The following is a 17,490-nucleotide window of genomic DNA, read 5'->3' on the forward strand; positions in this document are numbered from 1 at the left end:
CGTTTTGCCCGCGCTTTTCGTGGTTCGGGCAAATAAGTCCTTGACGCGCCCCAGCGTGATTCTATAAGTCCGCATCTCTTAACGTATGAGTCGGGCTTTTCCCTGATTTTGCGATTGGGATCGGAAGCGCCCGCCTTAGGCGGGTGTCGTTGTGAAAAAAGGTTCTGGTGCTACGGAACCGCAATGAAAGATCGGAGACGACTTTGGCACGTATTGCAGGCGTGAACATCCCGACGAACAAGCGGGTGCATATCGCATTGACTTATATTCATGGTATCGGCCACAGCACGGCGCAGGAAATCTGTGCATCGACTGGTATCGACCCTACCGCCCGCGTGAACGAACTGTCGGATGCCGACGTTCTGAAAATCCGCGAGCACATTGACGCGAACGTTACCGTCGAAGGTGATCTGCGTCGTGAAACCCAGATGAACATCAAGCGTCTGATGGATCTGGGCTGCTATCGCGGTCTGCGCCATCGTCGTAAGCTGCCCGTTCGTGGTCAGCGGACCCACACCAACGCCCGCACCCGCAAGGGCAAGGCCGTCGCCATTGCCGGCAAGAAGAAATAAGGGGACGGGACCATGGCACGTGATACAAAGACCCGCAGCAAGCGGAAGGTCAAAAAGAACATCACCGCTGGCGTCGCGCATGTAAATGCCAGCTTCAACAACACCAAGATCCTGATCGCCGATGTGCAGGGCAACGCCATTTCCTGGTCGTCTGCGGGCACCATGGGCTTCAAGGGCTCGCGGAAATCCACACCTTATGCAGCACAGATGGCGGCAGAAGATGCGGGTAAGAAGGCGCAGGAACATGGTATGAAGACGCTTGAGGTTGAGGTTCAGGGCCCGGGCTCTGGCCGCGAAAGCGCACTGCGCGCCTTGGGTGCCGTCGGGTTTACCATCACCGCGATCCGCGATGTGACCCCGATTGCCCATAATGGCTGTCGTCCGCCCAAACGCCGTCGCGTCTGATCTGACATTTTCTGGACCGGACGGCGTCAGCGGGCGCGGTCCGGCCAGTCCTGTTTTCACCTCGGGGGTACCCGCCGCAGAATACGGATCAAGGCAGGTACGAGCATGGAGGCTATATAATGATCCACAAGAACTGGCAGGAACTTATTCGACCCACCGCACTGGACATAAAGCCAGGCGCGGATGCACAACGTCAGGCAACCGCCATTGCCGAACCGCTTGAGCGGGGTTTTGGTCTGACGCTTGGCAATGCGCTCCGTCGGGTGCTTTTATCCTCGCTTCAGGGTGCTGCGATTACATCTGTGCAGATCGACAATGTGCTGCACGAGTTTTCGTCGGTAGCCGGTGTGCGTGAAGACGTCACAGATATCGTTCTAAACCTCAAGGGTGTGTCCTTGTCGATGGAGGTTGAGGGGCCGAAACGCCTGTCGATTAACAAGACTGGGCCGGGTGTCGTCACAGCCGGAGATATCATGGAGACCAACGGCATTTCGGTTCTGAACAAGGACCACGTCATTTGTCACCTGGATGATGGCGCAACCCTGTTTATGGAACTGACGGTTGAGACTGGAAAAGGCTATGTCGCAGCTGACAAGAACCGGCCCGAGGATGCGCCGATTGGTCTGATCTCGGTCGATGCGCTTTTCAGCCCGGTTACGAAGGTCAGCTATAAGGTCGAACCGACCCGTGAAGGTCAGGTTCTTGACTATGACAAGCTAACGCTGAAGGTCGAAACCGACGGCTCGATCACACCAGAGGATGCAATCGCATTTGCTGCGCGCATTCTGCAGGACCAGTTGCAGGTCTTCGTCAACTTTGACGAGCCGGAAGCTGCCGGCCGCGCCGAGGAAGAGGACGATCTGGAGTTCAACCCGCTGCTGCTTAAGAAAGTGGACGAGTTGGAACTGTCGGTCCGTTCGGCCAACTGCCTGAAGAACGACAACATCGTTTATATCGGCGACCTAATCCAGAAGACCGAAGCTGAAATGCTGCGCACGCCGAATTTCGGCCGCAAGTCGTTGAACGAGATCAAAGAGGTGCTGTCAGGCATGGGCCTGCATCTGGGCATGGATATCGTCGACTGGCCGCCAGAGAATATAGAAGACCTCGCCAAGAAATACGAGGATCACTTCTGAGCCATGGTGGGTTTCACCCACCCTACAAGGTTTCGCGCCAGTAGGGTGGGTGACAACCCACCAAAACCGGGCAATCCCGCCCCAAGGAGAAAGCGCCGCACGCATGGCGCTTCAGACAAAGTATAAATAAGGATAGATATCATGCGTCACGGACACGGATACCGTAAACTCAACCGCACCCACGAACACCGCAAGGCGATGTTTGCCAACATGGCGGGTTCTTTGATCGAACATGAGCAGATCAAAACCACCCTGCCGAAAGCCAAGGAACTTAAGCGCATTGCCGACAAGCTGATCACGCTGGGCAAGCGCGGAGATCTGCATGCCCGCCGTCAGGCGGCTGCTCAGTTGAAGCAGGACATGCACGTCTCTAAGTTGTTCGACGTGTTGGGTGAGCGCTACAAAGAGCGTCCGGGCGGCTATGTCCGCGTTCTGAAAGCGGGCTTCCGCTACGGTGATATGGCGCCGATGGCGATTGTTGAACTGGTTGATCGCGACCCGGACGCAAAGGGCGCTGCAGACCGCGCCCGGCTTGAAGCTGAAGAAGCCTCTGAAGATTGATCAAAGGGCCGCCTTCGGGTGGCCTTTTTACTTTGCGGATGACAGGATCAGCGGAAACGCTGGTCTTCCCCGCAACATGCCCTAGACTTCCTGCATGGCTGACCTTTTTGACACCGCTGCTGCCGAACCGTCGCAGGACGCGCCGCGCCCCTTGGCAGATCGGCTTCGTCCGGCCAGCATTGCCGATGTGATCGGTCAAGGCCATGTGCTGGGGCCGGATGCTCCGTTGGGCCGGATGCTGGCTGCGCGCAACCTGACCTCCGTTATTTTCTGGGGCCCGCCTGGGGTCGGCAAGACCACCATTGCGCGCCTGTTGGCAGATAGCACCGATCTCGCCTTTGTTCAGATCAGCGCGATCTTCACCGGCGTTCCGGAACTGCGCAAAGTGTTTGAGGCCGCAAAACTGCGCCGCACCAACGGGCAGGGCACGCTTTTGTTCGTTGACGAAATCCACCGGTTCAACAAGGCGCAACAGGACGGGTTTCTGCCGCATATGGAAGATGGCACTATAGTCCTTGTGGGGGCCACAACGGAAAACCCGTCCTTTGAACTGAACTCCGCTTTGTTGTCGCGCGCGCAGGTTTTGGTGCTCGACCGGCTCAGCCCTGCAGATCTGGAATTGATGGCGAAGCGGGCCGAGGCGTTGATGGACCGACCGCTGCCCCTAACCGCAGGGGCGCGCGAGACCTTAATCGACATGGCCGATGGCGACGGCCGGGCGCTGCTGAACCTGCTGGAACAGGCCTTTACCTGGGATGACAAGGTCGATCGCGACGGGCTGGAGACCCGCCTGTCGCGGCGCGCCCTGAAATACGACAAGACCGGGGAAGAGCATTACAACCTGATCTCGGCCCTCCATAAATCGGTGCGCGGCTCGGACCCTGATGCGGCCCTATACTGGCTGGCCCGGATGCTTAAGGGGGGCGAGGATCCGCGCTTTCTGGCCCGGCGCATCACCCGGATGGCGGTGGAGGATATCGGGCTGGCCGATCCGCAGGCGCAGGTCCACTGCCTGTCCGCCTGGCAAACCTATGAACGTCTGGGCAGCCCCGAGGGAGAGTTGGCGCTGGCTCAGGCGGTGATCTATCTGGCACTGGCCCCGAAATCCAACGCAGCCTATGTCGCCTATAAAGCGTCCATGAAAACGGCGGGCAAAACCGGGTCGTTGATGCCGCCTAAACATATCCTGAACGCGCCGACCGGGCTTATGAAAAACGAAGGGTATGGCGCGGGCTATGAATATGATCACGACACCGATCTGGGTTTTTCCGGGCAGACCTATTTTCCCGACGATATGAAACGCGAGGTCTATTACCAGCCCGTCGAACGCGGGTATGAGCGTGAGATGAAAAAGCGTCTCGATTTCTTTGCAAAGCACCGCAAATGACCCCCGAATTGTCCGCCGATTGTGCCCAGTGTCAGGGCTTGTGCTGCATGGCGCTAGCCTTTGATGCGGGTGAGATGTTCGGGGCGGACAAACCAGCGGGCCAGCCCTGCCGCCACCTGAACCCGGATTATGGCTGCGCTATCCATAAGCAGCGCGAGGATCAGGGATATCGTGGCTGCATCGGCTATGACTGTCAGGGGGCTGGGCAGCGGGTGTGTCAGGAGGTGCTGGCGGGCCTGAACTGGCGTGACGACGCGGCGACCAAACACCACTTTCTTGAGGCATTTCAGGCCATGCGCCAGGTGCACCGTTTGCTTGATCTGCTGCACCTTGCCGGGCAACTGCCGCTAACCGTGCCGCAGCGCGAAGCCCTGCATGCGTTGCGGGCGGATCTGTGCCCGGATCAGTGGGATGAGGCCTCACTGGCGGCATTCCAGACCGGCCCGCTGCCTGGCGCTGTCCGCACGTATCTTCAGGGATTGCGTGGCCAGGTGCCAGCGCCGCGTGCTTGACAAACGGCCCTGCGTTTGAGCATTGGCTTTCATGACCCGAGGTTTCCAATGATCCCGATCCTGCAAGTTGCCCTTGGTGGCGCCGTTGGTGCTGTTCTGCGCTATCTGTCCGTGACACAGGCGGCGGTCTGGTTTGGCACGGCATTCCCGTTTGGCACGATGTTCGTCAATATCGCGGGCTCTTTCCTTATGGGGCTGGCGGCGCATCTGTTGCTGCGTGATGGTGCTGTGCTGTCGACCTCTCCTTTGATTATAGCCGGTGTGCTGGGCGGGTTCACCACGTTCTCGGCGTTTTCGCTGGATGCGATCGGACTTTATGAAAATGGCCAGGTTGGGGGCGCGGTGCTTTATGTTGTCGGCTCTGTTTTGCTGTCCTTGCTGGCCCTTGTTTTGGGCCTGTGGCTGGCGCGGGGACTGACATGAGCGGTGTGCAGACGATAGAGATTGATGCCGATGGCCAGGATCAGCGTCTTGATCGCTGGCTGCGCAAACGGTTTCCGCATGTCACCCAAGGCCGCATTGAAAAGATGTGCCGCAAGGGAGAGTTGCGGCTGGATGGCGGGCGGGTAAAAGCGAATACGCGGCTAAGCGAAGGGCAGGTGCTGCGTGTGCCGCCCTTGCCTGAAAACACCGCACCAGCGCGGGAAAGACCACAGATCAACGAGGCCGATGCCCGAATGATCCGCGACTGCGTGATTTATCGCGATGCAGATGTCCTGGCCCTGAACAAGCCTGCCGGGCTGGCGGTGCAGGGTGGGTCAGGTCAGCACCGGCATGTGGATGGGCTGGCCGAGGCGTTGCGGTTTGACGCGGACGAGCCGCCCCGGTTGGTGCATCGACTGGACAAGGACACCTCGGGCGTGTTGCTGCTGGCGCGCAGCGGCCGGGCGGCAGCGGCGCTGGCGCGTGCCTTTCAGTCGCGTGAGACGCGCAAGATTTATTGGGCTGCGGTTGCCGGGGTGCCCAAGCCGTCTGCCGGTACGATCCGCTATGGCCTTGTCAAACAGGCCGGGCATGGACCGCATGGGGCGGGGGAAAAGATGATCTGCGTTCACCCCAACCGGATTGGCGATACGGACGGGGCGAAACGGGCGACAACCGACTATATGGTGCTAGAAAAGGCCGCACAGCGCGCCGCCTGGGTGGCGCTGTCACCAATCACCGGGCGCACCCATCAGTTGCGTGCGCATATGGCTGAGATTGGCGCGCCGATTGTCGGGGATGGCAAATATGGCGGCAACTCTCAGACCAACGAGGGCGACGGCTGGGGCGCGCAACTGGGCGGCGATGTCAGCCGCAAGCTGCATCTTCATGCCCGGTCCCTGACCCTGACCCACCCGGTAAGTGGCGCTGTGCTGACCCTGACCGCGCCACTGCCCGAGCATATGGAAAAGACATGGGACATCCTGGGCTGGTCGCCCGGCGATGCCCCGGAGGATCCGTTTGAGGTGGGTGAATGACCTCACTGATCCTTTTTGATGTAGATGGCACACTGATCGACAGTCAGGAACTGATTGTGTCGGCCATGACCCGTGCGCTGCAATTGCACGATCTGGCGATCCCGCCGCGGGATCAGATTCTGGCGGTTGTTGGCCTGTCACTGCACGAGGGGATGGCCGCGCTGAAGCCCGACCTGAACGACGCGCTTTACGATCAACTGACCACCACCTATCGCGATGGGTTCATCCGCCAGCGACGGGAGTCTGGGGGTGAGGCACTGGCACCGTTCTACCCCGGGGCGCATCAAGCCCTGCAACGGTTGAAATCGGCAGGCCACAAGTTGGGCCTCGCCACCGGCAAGGCTATGCGCGGCGTCGAGCACACGATTGAAACTCATGGGTTGCATGGCCTGTTTGATACGATCCAGACGGCCGATACACATCCGTCCAAGCCGCATCCCTCTATGCTGCTGACCGCAATGCAGGAGGTTGGTGCAGACCCATCCCGAACCGTGTTCATCGGGGATACCGAATTTGATATCGATATGGGCTGTGCTGCCGGTGTGGGGACCGTCGGCGTCGGCTGGGGCTATCACCCGCAGGCGCGTCTTGCAAAGGCGGATCGCTTGATCGCCAGCTTTGACGCGTTGGATGCGGCAGTTCACGAGCTAATCGGAGGGGCATCATGAGCCTGCAGGTCCCGCGCCGTTTCTGGACAGATGTTGCCGTGGTGCAGGAAGGGCAGGGGTATGCTGTGCGGCTGGACGACAAGCCGCTGCGCACCCCGCATAAATCCCTCCTGCTACTGCCCAACCGTGGGTTGGCTGATGCCCTCGCCGCAGAATGGCAGGCCGTTGGCGATACGATTGATCCCGAGGTGATGTCCATCACCCGCAGCGCCAATTCCGCCATCGACAAAGTTGCCCCGCAAAAGGCGGCAGTGGCCGCGATGCTGGCCGATTATGCGGGCACAGACCTGCTTTGCTATCGTGCAGAGACCCCGCAAGGGCTGGTGCAGCGCCAGGCTGCCGCATGGGACCACTGGCTGGACTGGTCCCGAACCCGTCATGATGCGCCGCTTGTCGCTGCAGCCGGTGTAATGCATCACCCGCAACCCCCAGACAGCCTGTTCCGGCTGGCCGCTGCGGTCACCGCCCATGATGCGTTCGAGATGACGGCGCTGCATGACCTGATCACCCTGGCGGGCTCCTGCGTGCTGGGGCTCGCGATTTCGGACGGGGCGCTGGATGCTGACGAGGCCTGGAGCCTGTCTCGCATCGACGAGGACTGGCAAGCAGAGCAATGGGGCCAGGATGAAGAGGCAGAGGCCGCAGCGGCCGTCAAGCACGCCGCTTTGCGCCAAGCTGAAAGATTTCTGGCACTGGTAAGAAAGGGCGATTGATGCGCTATGCAGAATCAGCGGCAGAATTGATGCCAATGGACAAAATCGCGTCTATGTCCGGGCTAGACTTCCTGACCGGAATACTGGAAGGACGCCACCCGGCGCCCCCAATCGGCCAGACAATGAATTTTCACATGCATGCGGTTGAGGAAGGCTCTGTTACCTTTCGGGGCGTTCCGACATTCTCGGTCATGAACCCCATTGGTACCATCCATGGCGGTTGGTTCGGCACGCTGCTGGACAGTTGCATGGCCTGCGCCGTGCAAAGCCGACTGCCCGCCGGTATGGTCTATACGACCCTGGAATTCGGTATCAACATCGTCCGGCCCCTGCTGGATGACAGCGGGCCGGTGCTGGCCATTGGCACAACAACGCATGTCGGGCGCCGTACCGGCCTGGCCGAGGGGCGCATTATCGGCGAGGCGGACGGCAAACTTTATGCCACCGGTACGACCACCTGCATGGCGATCCCTTGGCATAGCGATTCTGCCGGGTGAGGGCAAAATCCGGTGGCATTTTGATGAATCTCCCGAGTTTCAGTCAGTTGCGCGGCGATATTGAGGTATGCTTTCGCATAGAGCCGATCACGCGCCGCGAAAGATTTATCGCACTATCTGAGCCGCTAAGCGGTAGATATGCTTGAGTGCGACCAAGGTTCTGGTGCTCATCACGACGCTTCAGAACACTAAGCTGTTATAGGTTTCTTCCACGTCAGACTTGACCTTTTTCACGGTTGTTTCATTGTTGTGGCGCTTGTCGGGTTTTTCGGACCCGACAAAAATCTTAAATCCGGCGGCAAGGCCGGACAAAAAGCCCTTGATGGGCAGACACAGGAAGAGGTCAAATATGAAAACATCCATTTTCCTCGGCACGCTGACGGCCGCTGGTCTTGCGGCTGGCCTGGCTGGCGCGGCGACGCTTGACGACATCAAAGCCAACGGTGTGCTGAAATGTGGCGTGTCGACTGGCCTGGTTGGCTTCGCGTCGCCCGATGCTAATGGCAACTGGGAAGGCTTTGACATTGCGGTTTGTCGTGCTGTTGCCGCCGCTGTGCTGGGCGACCCGCAAGCCATCGAATTTGTACCGCTGACCACCAAGATGCGCTTTACGGCGTTGGCATCGGGGGAGGTAGATGTGCTGTCGCGCAACACTACCTGGACCTTCCAGCGCGATGTCGAACTCAAGATGACCTTTGTTGGCGTCAACTACTACGATGGTCAGGGCTTCATGGTGCGCAAAGATCTGGGCGTGTCCTCGGCCAAGGAACTTGATGGTGCGACCGTCTGCATCCAGACCGGTACCACGACCGAGCTGAACCTGGCCGACTATTTCCGCACCAACAATATCAGCTATGAGCCGGTGCCGATCGAAACCAACGCCGAAGCACAGCAGCAGTACCTGGCTGGTGCCTGCGACGTCTACACCACTGACGCATCCGCGCTGGCTGCGACCCGTGCAACTTTCGAAGATTCGGATGCACATGTGCTGCTGCCTGAAATCATCTCGAAAGAGCCGCTCGGACCACTTGTCCGTCAGGGCGATGACCAGTGGGCTGATATCGTGCGTTGGACCCTGAACGCGCTGATCACAGCTGAAGAGCTTGGCGTAACCTCGGCCAATCTGGATGAAATGGCCAACGGCACCAACAACCCGGAAATCAACCGTCTGCTGGGCACCGAAGGTGAACTCGGCGCGATGCTGGGTCTGGATGCTGACTGGGCAAAACGCGCGATTGCTGCGGGGGGCAACTATGGTGAGATCTTTGCCTCCAATATCGGCGAAGGTACACCGATCGCACTGGCGCGCGGTCTGAACGCGCAGTGGACCCAGGGTGGTCTGATCTACTCGCCGCCGTTCCGGTAAGATTGATCAAAGCAAGGGCGCGCCTCACCGGCGCGCCCTTCGCGATTCAAGGGTAAAAATAATGGCCGGGTTTTAGGCAAGGCGGGATCAACCCACCTGCGAGAGACGCCCTGGCTGGCAAACGACAAGGAGGTGCCGCGCATGGCCGCGATCACCGACGAGACGGAGAAGTCATTCCGTCTTAACATGCTTATCTACGACACGCGCTACAGGTCGCTGACGATCCAGGTCGTCGCCCTAATCGGCTTTATGCTGCTGGTTGGCTGGCTGGTGTCGAATATGTTCATCAACCTCGAGGCACAGGGCAAGGAGCTAGGCTTCGGTTTTTTGGACACACCTGCAGGTTACGATATCAGTCAAAGATTGATCAACTATAATTCACAAAGCATGCATTGGGAGGCAGCTCTTGTGGGGTTGCTCAACACTTTGCTGGTGGCGTTTTTGGGCTGTATTGCTGCAACGATAATAGGTGTTTTCGTCGGCGTAATGCGTCTGTCGAAGAACTGGTTGATTGCGCGCCTGATGACCATCTATGTGGAAATGTTCCGCAATGTGCCGGTCCTGCTTTGGATCGTGTTTGCGATGGCGATCTTTATCGAAAGCCTGCCAAAGCCCAAAGAGTTTCGCGGTGACGAGGCCGAAGCAACGATGTCCCTGTTTGGCAGCACGGCTGTATCCAATCAGGGTGTGTTTATCCCGCGGCCTATGTTTGGTGACTATGCCTGGGTGCTGTTTCTGGTGCTCGTGTTGTCTTATCTGGCGGTCAGATGGGTCAGGCAGCGGGCTGATAGCATTCAGCAGCGGACTGGCGATCGGCCGGGGACTTTCCTGATCTCGACCGCAATTTTTGTCATCCCTGTCATGATTGCTTATTTCGCGGTTTCCTCAGTAACGACGCAGGCACCGCAAAGCTTTGTCGCAGTAAATATCAAAGACGCGTCAAGCGTCAGCAATCTGTCCAAGGATGGTGGCAAAGTTGATTATTGCCATTCTGGCGGGTCAGCGGCGTCGCTGATGGCGTTGCAGATGCTGGAGGCAGAAGAGGTCAAATTCCGGCGCAAGCAGTATTTCAGCCCATCTGCTGCCCAGGACGCGCTTTTGAACGGAAGGTGCAATCTGATAGCTGTTCCTGCTGAGAAAGCTATCGAAGTTGCACAAAGCGTCAAGAATACCCTTGGCGAGGAAGCATCTATTGTCATCCTCGAAAGCGATCTTAAACAGGGTCGCGCGGTGGAAGTTGAGTTTCCCAAGATGGCCGAAGAGGGTATAGCGCGCTTTGAAGGCGGGCTGATGCTGCGTAACTCGCTGATTGCGCTTTGGTTGGCGCTTAGTCTTTATACTGCGGCCTATATCGCCGAGATTGTCCGGGCAGGTATCCTGTCCGTATCCAGGGGCCAGAGCGAGGCGGCTTCGGCCCTGGGGCTTCGCCCCAACCGTACGATGCGTCTGGTCATCTTGCCTCAGGCGCTTCGGGTGATCATTCCGCCGCTGATCTCGAACTATTTGAACCTGACCAAGAACTCCTCTTTGGCGATTGCGGTCGGCTATATGGATATCACCGGCACATTGGGTGGGATTACCATGAACCAGACTGGGCGCGAGATGGAGTGTATCCTTATTCTGATGCTGATCTATCTGGCCATTTCACTGACCGTCTCGGCGGTGATGAACTGGTACAACAATTCTATCAAACTGAAGGAGCGGTGAGATGAACGATACACATCAGCACAAGCTTGCCGCCTATGTCCGCGACGAAATGTTGCCGGAAAGCCCGCCACCCACCCGTGAGGCGGGAGTGGTCAAATGGATGCGCGAAAACCTGTTTTCCAGCATCCCGAACGCGATCCTGACAGTCATTTCGGCGGCCTTCATCCTGTATGTTGTCGGCTTCGTTCTGGACTGGGCTTTGCATTACTCCTGGACTGCAAACTCCCTAAGTGAATGCCGCGATCAGATCAAGGAAGCCTATGGCGAGGGGCAGCACGGGGCTTGCTGGGCTGTGATCCGGGACCGGTTCCTGCAACTGATCTACGGGTTCTATCCGCCAGAGTACTACTGGCGGATCAATCTGGCCTTCGTTCTGATGCTGGTGGCACTGGCCCCGGCCCTGTTCACCGAGTTGCCGCGCAAGATGTTGTGGTTCTCGGTCATCTATCCTTTTGTCGGCTACTGGCTGATCTGGGGTGGGTCGATCCTTGCGCCGGTCCTGGTGTTGCTGGGTTTTGTTCTGGGTTATCTGGCCTTCCGCCTGACGCAACCGGTGGGCGGTGAACTGGGGGCTGTGATCGCGGCTATTCTGGTGCCACTGCTTTGGTGGCTGGTCGCGGTCGGGCCGATCAACTACAACGTGACCAATGCCATTGGCGCATCGCAGATGGCGTCGACCATAACCAGCTATGAAACGCAGATCGCCGGTCTGGAGAGCGAGATCGCCGATCTGCAAGGCCAGATGGACGAGCTTGAACGCGGTTCACGCGCCAGGGAAAACCTGGCCAGCTTGCAAAGCGCCCGCAAGACCGTGCTGAGTGCTGCAAAGCGCACGTTGGTCGGGTTGCAAAAACTACCTGAGCGTGAGGAAAAGTATCCCAAGGCACAGGCAAAGGCAGAGAAGCTGCGTGCCGAGTTGCCTGAATCCGTGGCCAAGTTCGAAGACATCAATGCGGCGTCCAGCAACATCCCAGCGGATGATCGACGTGCACTGCAGGCAGCGTTGAATGCGGAAAGTGCTGCACGGACCCTCAAAGGGCAGATTGATCTGGCCTATGCCCAGGCCGGACGGATCGGCCTGCCGCCAGTGCCGTCCTCTGACATGGGCGGGTTCTCTCTGTCCCTGATCATCGGGATTACAGGTATCGTCTGCTCTTTGCCGCTGGGTATTCTGCTGGCGCTGGGTCGCCAATCGAACCTGTTCATCATCCGGTCGCTTAGTGTTGGCTTTATCGAGTTCATCCGGGGCGTGCCGCTGATCACCCTGTTGTTCGTGGCCTCTACCTTGCTGAACTATTTCCTGCCCAAGGGTACGGATTTCGACAAGCTGCTGCGGGTCATCATCATGGTGACGCTGTTCGCCTCGGCCTATATGGCCGAAGTTGTGCGCGGCGGTCTGGCGGCTTTGCCGCGCGGACAGTATGAGGGCGGGGATTCACTCGGCCTGAACTACTGGCAGGCACAGCGGCTGATTATCCTGCCACAAGCGCTGAAAATCTCGATCCCGAATATCGTTTCGACCTTCATCGGGTTGTTCAAGGATACCGCGCTGGTGTCGATCATCGCCCTGCTGGACCCGATAGGTCTGGCGACGTCGATCCGATCTGACACCGACTGGAACGGCATCGTCTGGGAGCTTTATGCCTTTATCGGGCTGATGTTCTTCATCTTCTGCTTCTCGATGTCACGTTACTCAATGTATCTGGAGCGCAAGCTTCAGACTGATCACCGTTAAGGAGGCCTTTATGGCTGAAACAGCTGAAATCGACCGCTCAAAGATGGAAGTCTCGGACGAGGTTGCCATTCAGATAACCGATATGAACAAGTGGTACGGGTCTTTCCATGTGCTGCGCGATATCAACCTGACCGTGTATAACGGAGAACGGATCGTGATCTGCGGCCCGTCTGGCTCGGGCAAATCGACATTGATCCGCTGCATCAACCGGCTGGAAGAGCACCAGCAGGGCAAGATCGTCGTGGATGGAACAGAGCTGAGCTCGGACCTCAAGAACATTGACAAAGTACGGTCCGAGGTTGGGATGTGTTTCCAGCACTTCAATCTGTTCCCGCATCTGACCATCCTGGAAAACTGCACGCTGGCCCCGATCTGGGTGCGCAAGGTTCCCAAGAAGGAAGCCGAAGAAACAGCGATGCACTATCTGGAAAAGGTTAAGATCCCGGATCAGGCGCTGAAATACCCGGGGCAGTTGTCCGGTGGTCAGCAGCAGCGTGTGGCGATTGCCCGGTCGCTTTGCATGAAGCCGCGGATCATGCTGTTCGATGAGCCGACCTCGGCCCTTGATCCCGAAATGATCAAGGAAGTTCTCGATACCATGATCGAACTGGCCGAAGAGGGCATGACCATGTTGTGCGTCACCCACGAGATGGGCTTTGCACGGCAGGTGGCCAACCGGGTGATCTTTATGGATGCGGGTCAGATTGTTGAGCAGAATGAGCCGGAAGAGTTCTTCAACAACCCGCAGTCGGACCGGACCAAACTGTTCCTGAGCCAGATCCTCGGCCACTGAGGTTTTCTCATAGCCAGGTGCCGAATCACCGGGGTATCGAGCCCCGGCAGATTCGGCTTTGGCGCTCGGTTTTGTGGCTCTGCCTGGGGACGGTGTTGGATGATTTTCTGAGAGGTGCTTGAGGAACAATCCTGTCCCTCAAGCACCTTTTTGATTTTGGGGGATGGTGCGCCTCAAGGGTAAACGGGCTTGCGCCCGCCGCTGGCGCGGCCCTTGACCCACCTTAGAGGAGCAGCGGGCGCGGGGTTTGGAAGGCGACGCACTGCCCTTGTTCAAAGTTAAGGTCGGCCCAGTTCCCTATGTCAAAGCGCAGGATAGTGGTGGCCCCGGTGGGGTAGTGGTCAAAAGCCGGATCGGTGGGTGGGGTGTCGACTAGACGGTGGGCAAGCTCGGCAATGTCGGGATTGTGCCCCAGGACAAGCAGCGTGGTCGCGCTTTCGCTTTTGATCAGATCGAAGATTTTCCCAGCGGTTGCGTGATAAAGGGCGGGCAGAAACCGGGCCTCAATCGGCAGGTCCAGCCCGGCCCAGGTCTCACGCGTCCGGGCAGCATCCGAGACTAGCGCGTCATCCGGCACGAAGCCCTGATCACGCAGCCATTGGCCGAGGGCTGCAGCACTTTTGCGTCCGCGGCTGTTGAGGGGACGTTCGTGATCGGCCACGCCATGGCTCCAATCGGATTTGGCGTGACGCATTAGGGTCAGGGTTTTCACTTGGGCGGTCTCCGTCCTTTACCCATTTAGAATGGGTAGCAGGGCACGCCGGGGCAAGTCGATTGTATGACTTTGTCTTACGTGAAGGGTTATTCGATGCGCGTCCAGCTTCGCGGGATGGAGTTCAGCGGGCCATCCGGCTCAAACGACAGTCCTGTCTCCGTGCACCCGTAAATACCTGTTGCCCGACCGGTTAAACCGCTGGCATCAAAAGGCATGGTCATGCCCATCGTCGTCGCCTCGGCGGTGATGTCTGAAGTTAGGTTCCCGGTCCAAGAGGATATACCAGCGGTCTCAAACTCGCCTTGAGAGTCACCATTTAACGTGATCTGCACAGCTGGTGTGCCAGCCATCGTGACCTGAAACTGCAGGTCTTCAGCAAAAAGGCTAATGACCTGATCCTCGAATATCTGCATCTGCATGGTCCCACCTGTGGTGGTGACGCTTTCGGCCTCCATGACCACTTTCATGACATGCGCCATGTCATTGTATCGGCGTTCCAGATACCAATAAGACAGGGGTCGAGTTCCGCGTGTGCCGGCATGGCAGTAAGTAGTGCAAGGGCAAGATATTTGTGCATTTGTTTGATCCTGTATTTCGAAGATTCAACTGTATGTCGGTTCTCTGAAGTCCCGCGTTCAATCGCGTCGGCGGAAGGGCAGCAAAAGACTCCATGCCAGCCGCGACGGGCGCGCATCCTGCCAAGTCAGGCCGGTCGTCATTTCATCATGCCCCTTGGCCGGTTCAGCCCGATAGGTGCCAAACAGACGGTCCCATAAGGATAGTGAGAAACCGTAATTGGTGTCATGTTCGATCCGATCAATCGAGTGGTGGATGCGGTGCATGTCAGGGGTAACCACAAGCAGACGCAGGATCGCTTCGACCCGTTGAGGCAGTTTCAGATTGGCATGGTTGAAAATCGCCATACCGTTCAGAAGGATTTCGAACACGATGACCGACACCGGGTCGATCCCCAAGGCATAGACCGCACCGATCTTGACCAGCATGGAAAAGCCGATCTCCAGCGGGTGGAAGCGCAGCGCGGTAGAGGCGTCAATATCGCGATCCGCATGATGCACCCGGTGCAGACGCCACAGGAAAGGCACCTTATGCGTGATCAGATGCTGCGCCCAGATCAGGAAATCCAGGATCAGCACCGACAGGATCAGCTCTACGGCAAAAGGTAGGGAAACCAGATTGAACAGCCCCCATCCCTGCCGCCCCGCATCAATGGCAGCCCCCACGGCCAGCAACGGCACAGCGAGCGCCAACAGCCGCAACAGCGCAGCGCTGATCGCCACCATGCCCCAATTGGTCACCCAACGGGTGGCGCGGGTTTGCTGGCGTTGGCGGCGGGGGTGCCAAGCCTCGGCCAGCGCCATGATGGTGAAGATACCAAGGGTGCAGCCAAGTCGGATCAGCGCTTCGTGTTCCATGGTTGGCAGGATGGCGCGCGGAGCTGGGGTGGTCAATCCGGTACGGTGCCGCAGGTCAGCATTCAACGTTATGCTTTATATAATGGGCAACGCTCCGGTCCTCGCGCGTCGGATAGACCTCATCGAGCGGCATCAGGTCCCGCGCCTGATCAAAGCGGAAATTGCGAAAGTCGTCCCGCTTTTCGCACCAGGCCAGCAGTGTCCAACACTCGGTCCAGCCGAAGATACCGAGCGGCCACACGGTGCGCAGCGTGGGGGTGCCTTTCTTGTCGATGTAATCAAGGCGCAGCTTGGTACGGGTTTCGATGGCGATCCGGATCACCCCATGGCGCTGCCGCTGCTGATTGCCTTCGGGCAGGACCGGCACGCTATAGGGCTGGGTTTCCAGCATCCGCAGCGCCTCGTCATCCAGAATGGCACGGATTTTGGCCTCCGCCCCCTGGGCGGCGGCGGCCAGAACTGGATCGGTAAAGGCCTGCACCATCTGACCGCCGACAATCAGCGCCTGAACTTCATCGCGGGTAAACATGACCGGGGGTAACTCAAAGCCGGGGTCCAGCCGATAGCCAATGCCTGCTTCGCCGCTGATCGGCACGCCCGAGGCCATCAGATCCGCGATATCGCGATAAACGGTCCTGAGCGAGACCTCCAGCGCTTCGGCCAGGGCTTGACCTGTGACGGCCAAGCGCCGACCGCGCAGCTCCGCGACCAGGCGAAACAGGCGGTCGGCGCGCCGGCTCACGCGGCCTGCGCCGCTGCGGGTTTGGCAAAAGTCAACAGCGGCAGATGTGCCATCTGGATGGTGTCTTGGTCGATCATCTCCATAACCGCGCCTGCAGCGGGTACGGATTTGAACGCCGCCGAGGCGGCTTGAGCATTGGCGAGATCCGCCCAGTAGACCAGATCATGCCAGGTGCCGTCTTCCTCGCGCACCACGGTACGGTAGGAAAAGCCGGGCTGCTGCATCAGCCAGTCATTCAGCTTGTCCGAGGCGGCGACATAGTCGGCCTCTACTACATTGCTGCGTGTCTTGAAGCTGACTTTTTCAAGGGTCGGGGTCATCGGTTTTTCTCCTCAATTCTGCGCCGGAACTGGCGCTGAGGACGTTCTGCATCCCCCCTGCTGACAGCATAGTGTCAGTAGGGTTCGCGTGCAAAGGTTTGCGCGGCACAGCGGAATATCTGGTTAGGTTTGTCTACCTTTCCAGCCATCCAAGCAGTCGGTACATGTCGCCGTTTTCCTGCTATACTCGAGGAATAAATCCAGTGTTCGGCGAGTTCTGGCTCTGGTTCGCTCGCGGCGCTATCTGGGCTCGGAGGCTACTTAATAACTATACCCGCTTGACGCATACGTGAACCGCCCCGGTTTTGCCGGAGACTGTTGAGTTCGTATTTCAAGCTGCAATTTTGTCTGACTTCAAGGCTTGTTCGTATTTCTCCTCCGCTTCGATTGGTGTGATGTAGCCGAGAGGTTCGAGCAAGCGTTCCCTATTGAACCAATCGACCCATTGCAGGGTTTCCCATTCGACCTGGTCTTTGGACTTCCATGACCCCAGCCTGTTGATGACTTCCGTTTTGAACAGGCCGATGATTGTCTCAGCCAGTGCATTGTCATAGCTGTCGCCGACGCTGCCGACGGATGGCTCCAATCCTGCATCGACCAAACGCTCTGTGTACCTGATCGATACATATTGCGATCCCCGATCAGAATAATGGATCAGTTTCTCAGCAGGTCTGCGCGCATGGATCGCCTGTTCGAGCGCATCCAGAACGAACTGTGTGTCCTGTGTCGTCGACGCTTTCCAGCCGACGATCCGGTTAGCGAAGGTAT

General features: G+C 58.3%; 22 protein-coding genes. 15 read left to right on the plus strand and 7 right to left on the minus strand.

Annotated features, from left to right (window positions below; translation table 11 throughout):
• Window positions 1-203: 203 nt before the first annotated feature.
• The 11 genes from rpsM (at window position 204) to ACW9UQ_RS08260 (ending at window position 7,911) form a co-directional block, all read left to right on the plus strand.
• A complete protein-coding gene (rpsM, locus tag ACW9UQ_RS08210) occupies window positions 204-572 on the plus strand; it encodes a 30S ribosomal protein S13 (RefSeq protein ID WP_458930530.1) in 369 nt (122 codons plus the stop codon).
• Between the two features lie 12 nt (window positions 573-584).
• Window positions 585-977, plus strand: coding sequence for a 30S ribosomal protein S11 (gene rpsK, locus ACW9UQ_RS08215; protein ID WP_458930531.1), 393 nt, complete (start codon window positions 585-587; stop codon window positions 975-977).
• Window positions 978-1,096: 119 nt separating this feature from the next.
• Window positions 1,097-2,113, plus strand: a complete 1,017-nt coding sequence (locus tag ACW9UQ_RS08220) for a DNA-directed RNA polymerase subunit alpha (RefSeq protein ID WP_458930532.1) — start codon at window positions 1,097-1,099, stop codon at window positions 2,111-2,113.
• A gap of 141 nt (window positions 2,114-2,254) precedes the next feature.
• Window positions 2,255-2,674 carry a 50S ribosomal protein L17 gene (gene rplQ, locus ACW9UQ_RS08225; protein ID WP_458930533.1) on the plus strand — a complete coding sequence of 140 codons (420 nt, stop codon included), beginning with the start codon at window positions 2,255-2,257 and terminating at the stop codon, window positions 2,672-2,674.
• Between the two features lie 94 nt (window positions 2,675-2,768).
• Window positions 2,769-4,061, plus strand: a complete 1,293-nt coding sequence (locus ACW9UQ_RS08230) for a replication-associated recombination protein A (RefSeq protein WP_458930534.1) — start codon at window positions 2,769-2,771, stop codon at window positions 4,059-4,061.
• A complete protein-coding gene (locus ACW9UQ_RS08235; protein WP_458930535.1) occupies window positions 4,058-4,573 on the plus strand; it encodes a hypothetical protein in 516 nt (171 codons plus the stop codon). Before ACW9UQ_RS08230 ends, ACW9UQ_RS08235 begins: the two co-directional genes overlap by 4 nt.
• Window positions 4,574-4,621: 48 nt before the next feature.
• Window positions 4,622-4,996 (plus strand): fluoride efflux transporter CrcB, encoded by a 375-nt coding sequence (gene crcB / locus ACW9UQ_RS08240; protein WP_458930536.1) that lies wholly within the window; start codon window positions 4,622-4,624, stop codon window positions 4,994-4,996.
• Window positions 4,993-6,033 (plus strand): RluA family pseudouridine synthase, encoded by a 1,041-nt coding sequence (locus ACW9UQ_RS08245; protein ID WP_458930537.1) that lies wholly within the window; start codon window positions 4,993-4,995, stop codon window positions 6,031-6,033. The genes crcB and ACW9UQ_RS08245 overlap by 4 nt, the downstream gene beginning before the upstream one ends.
• On the plus strand, window positions 6,030-6,701 hold the full coding sequence (locus ACW9UQ_RS08250) for an HAD-IA family hydrolase (RefSeq protein ID WP_458930538.1): 672 nt from the start codon (window positions 6,030-6,032) through the stop codon (window positions 6,699-6,701). The genes ACW9UQ_RS08245 and ACW9UQ_RS08250 overlap by 4 nt, the downstream gene beginning before the upstream one ends.
• Complete coding sequence (locus ACW9UQ_RS08255) at window positions 6,698-7,414, plus strand: ATP12 family chaperone protein (RefSeq protein ID WP_458930539.1); 717 nt, start codon at window positions 6,698-6,700, stop codon at window positions 7,412-7,414. The genes ACW9UQ_RS08250 and ACW9UQ_RS08255 overlap by 4 nt, the downstream gene beginning before the upstream one ends.
• Window positions 7,414-7,911 (plus strand): PaaI family thioesterase, encoded by a 498-nt coding sequence (locus tag ACW9UQ_RS08260; RefSeq protein ID WP_458930540.1) that lies wholly within the window; start codon window positions 7,414-7,416, stop codon window positions 7,909-7,911. The genes ACW9UQ_RS08255 and ACW9UQ_RS08260 overlap by 1 nt, the downstream gene beginning before the upstream one ends.
• Before the next feature lie 180 nt (window positions 7,912-8,091).
• On the opposite strand, the gene ACW9UQ_RS08265 is transcribed toward ACW9UQ_RS08260, so the two are convergent.
• Window positions 8,092-8,274 carry a hypothetical protein gene (locus tag ACW9UQ_RS08265; RefSeq protein ID WP_458930541.1) on the minus strand — a complete coding sequence of 61 codons (183 nt, stop codon included), beginning with the start codon at window positions 8,272-8,274 and terminating at the stop codon, window positions 8,092-8,094.
• Here ACW9UQ_RS08265 and ACW9UQ_RS08270 point away from each other — a divergent pair.
• The 4 genes from ACW9UQ_RS08270 to ACW9UQ_RS08285 all read left to right on the plus strand — a co-directional run bounded on the left by ACW9UQ_RS08270 (window position 8,261) and on the right by ACW9UQ_RS08285 (window position 13,512).
• Window positions 8,261-9,277, plus strand: coding sequence for an amino acid ABC transporter substrate-binding protein (locus ACW9UQ_RS08270; RefSeq protein ID WP_458930542.1), 1,017 nt, complete (start codon window positions 8,261-8,263; stop codon window positions 9,275-9,277). The genes ACW9UQ_RS08265 and ACW9UQ_RS08270 overlap by 14 nt on opposite strands.
• 141 nt (window positions 9,278-9,418) lie before the next feature.
• Complete coding sequence (locus ACW9UQ_RS08275) at window positions 9,419-10,984, plus strand: amino acid ABC transporter permease (protein ID WP_458930543.1); 1,566 nt, start codon at window positions 9,419-9,421, stop codon at window positions 10,982-10,984.
• Between the two features lies 1 nt (window position 10,985).
• The gene (locus ACW9UQ_RS08280) at window positions 10,986-12,719 is read left to right on the plus strand and encodes an amino acid ABC transporter permease (RefSeq protein WP_458930544.1); all 1,734 of its coding nucleotides are present in this window, start codon (window positions 10,986-10,988) and stop codon (window positions 12,717-12,719) included.
• 10 nt (window positions 12,720-12,729) lie between these two features.
• Complete coding sequence (locus ACW9UQ_RS08285) at window positions 12,730-13,512, plus strand: amino acid ABC transporter ATP-binding protein (protein ID WP_458930545.1); 783 nt, start codon at window positions 12,730-12,732, stop codon at window positions 13,510-13,512.
• A gap of 223 nt (window positions 13,513-13,735) precedes the next feature.
• Here the strand turns inward: ACW9UQ_RS08285 and ACW9UQ_RS08290 are convergent, their stop codons facing one another.
• The 6 genes from ACW9UQ_RS08290 to ACW9UQ_RS08315 form a co-directional block, all read right to left on the minus strand.
• Entirely contained in the window at window positions 13,736-14,224 is a 489-nt protein-coding gene (locus ACW9UQ_RS08290; protein ID WP_458930546.1) for a SixA phosphatase family protein, read from the minus strand.
• Between the two features lie 89 nt (window positions 14,225-14,313).
• Entirely contained in the window at window positions 14,314-14,694 is a 381-nt protein-coding gene (locus ACW9UQ_RS08295; protein WP_458930547.1) for a hypothetical protein, read from the minus strand.
• A 168-nt stretch (window positions 14,695-14,862) separates the two neighbouring features.
• Entirely contained in the window at window positions 14,863-15,726 is an 864-nt protein-coding gene (locus ACW9UQ_RS08300) for a sterol desaturase family protein (RefSeq protein ID WP_458930548.1), read from the minus strand.
• The gene (locus ACW9UQ_RS08305) at window positions 15,716-16,402 is read right to left on the minus strand and encodes a helix-turn-helix transcriptional regulator (protein ID WP_458930549.1); all 687 of its coding nucleotides are present in this window, start codon (window positions 16,400-16,402) and stop codon (window positions 15,716-15,718) included. The genes ACW9UQ_RS08300 and ACW9UQ_RS08305 overlap by 11 nt, the downstream gene beginning before the upstream one ends.
• Entirely contained in the window at window positions 16,399-16,722 is a 324-nt protein-coding gene (locus tag ACW9UQ_RS08310) for a hypothetical protein (RefSeq protein ID WP_458930550.1), read from the minus strand. The genes ACW9UQ_RS08305 and ACW9UQ_RS08310 overlap by 4 nt, the downstream gene beginning before the upstream one ends.
• A 331-nt stretch (window positions 16,723-17,053) precedes the next feature.
• Window positions 17,054-17,490, minus strand: a 437-nt coding sequence (locus tag ACW9UQ_RS08315; RefSeq protein ID WP_458930551.1) for a DDE-type integrase/transposase/recombinase, incomplete at its 5' end; no start/stop codon positions are given.

This window comes from Halovulum sp. GXIMD14793, assembly GCF_054457435.1.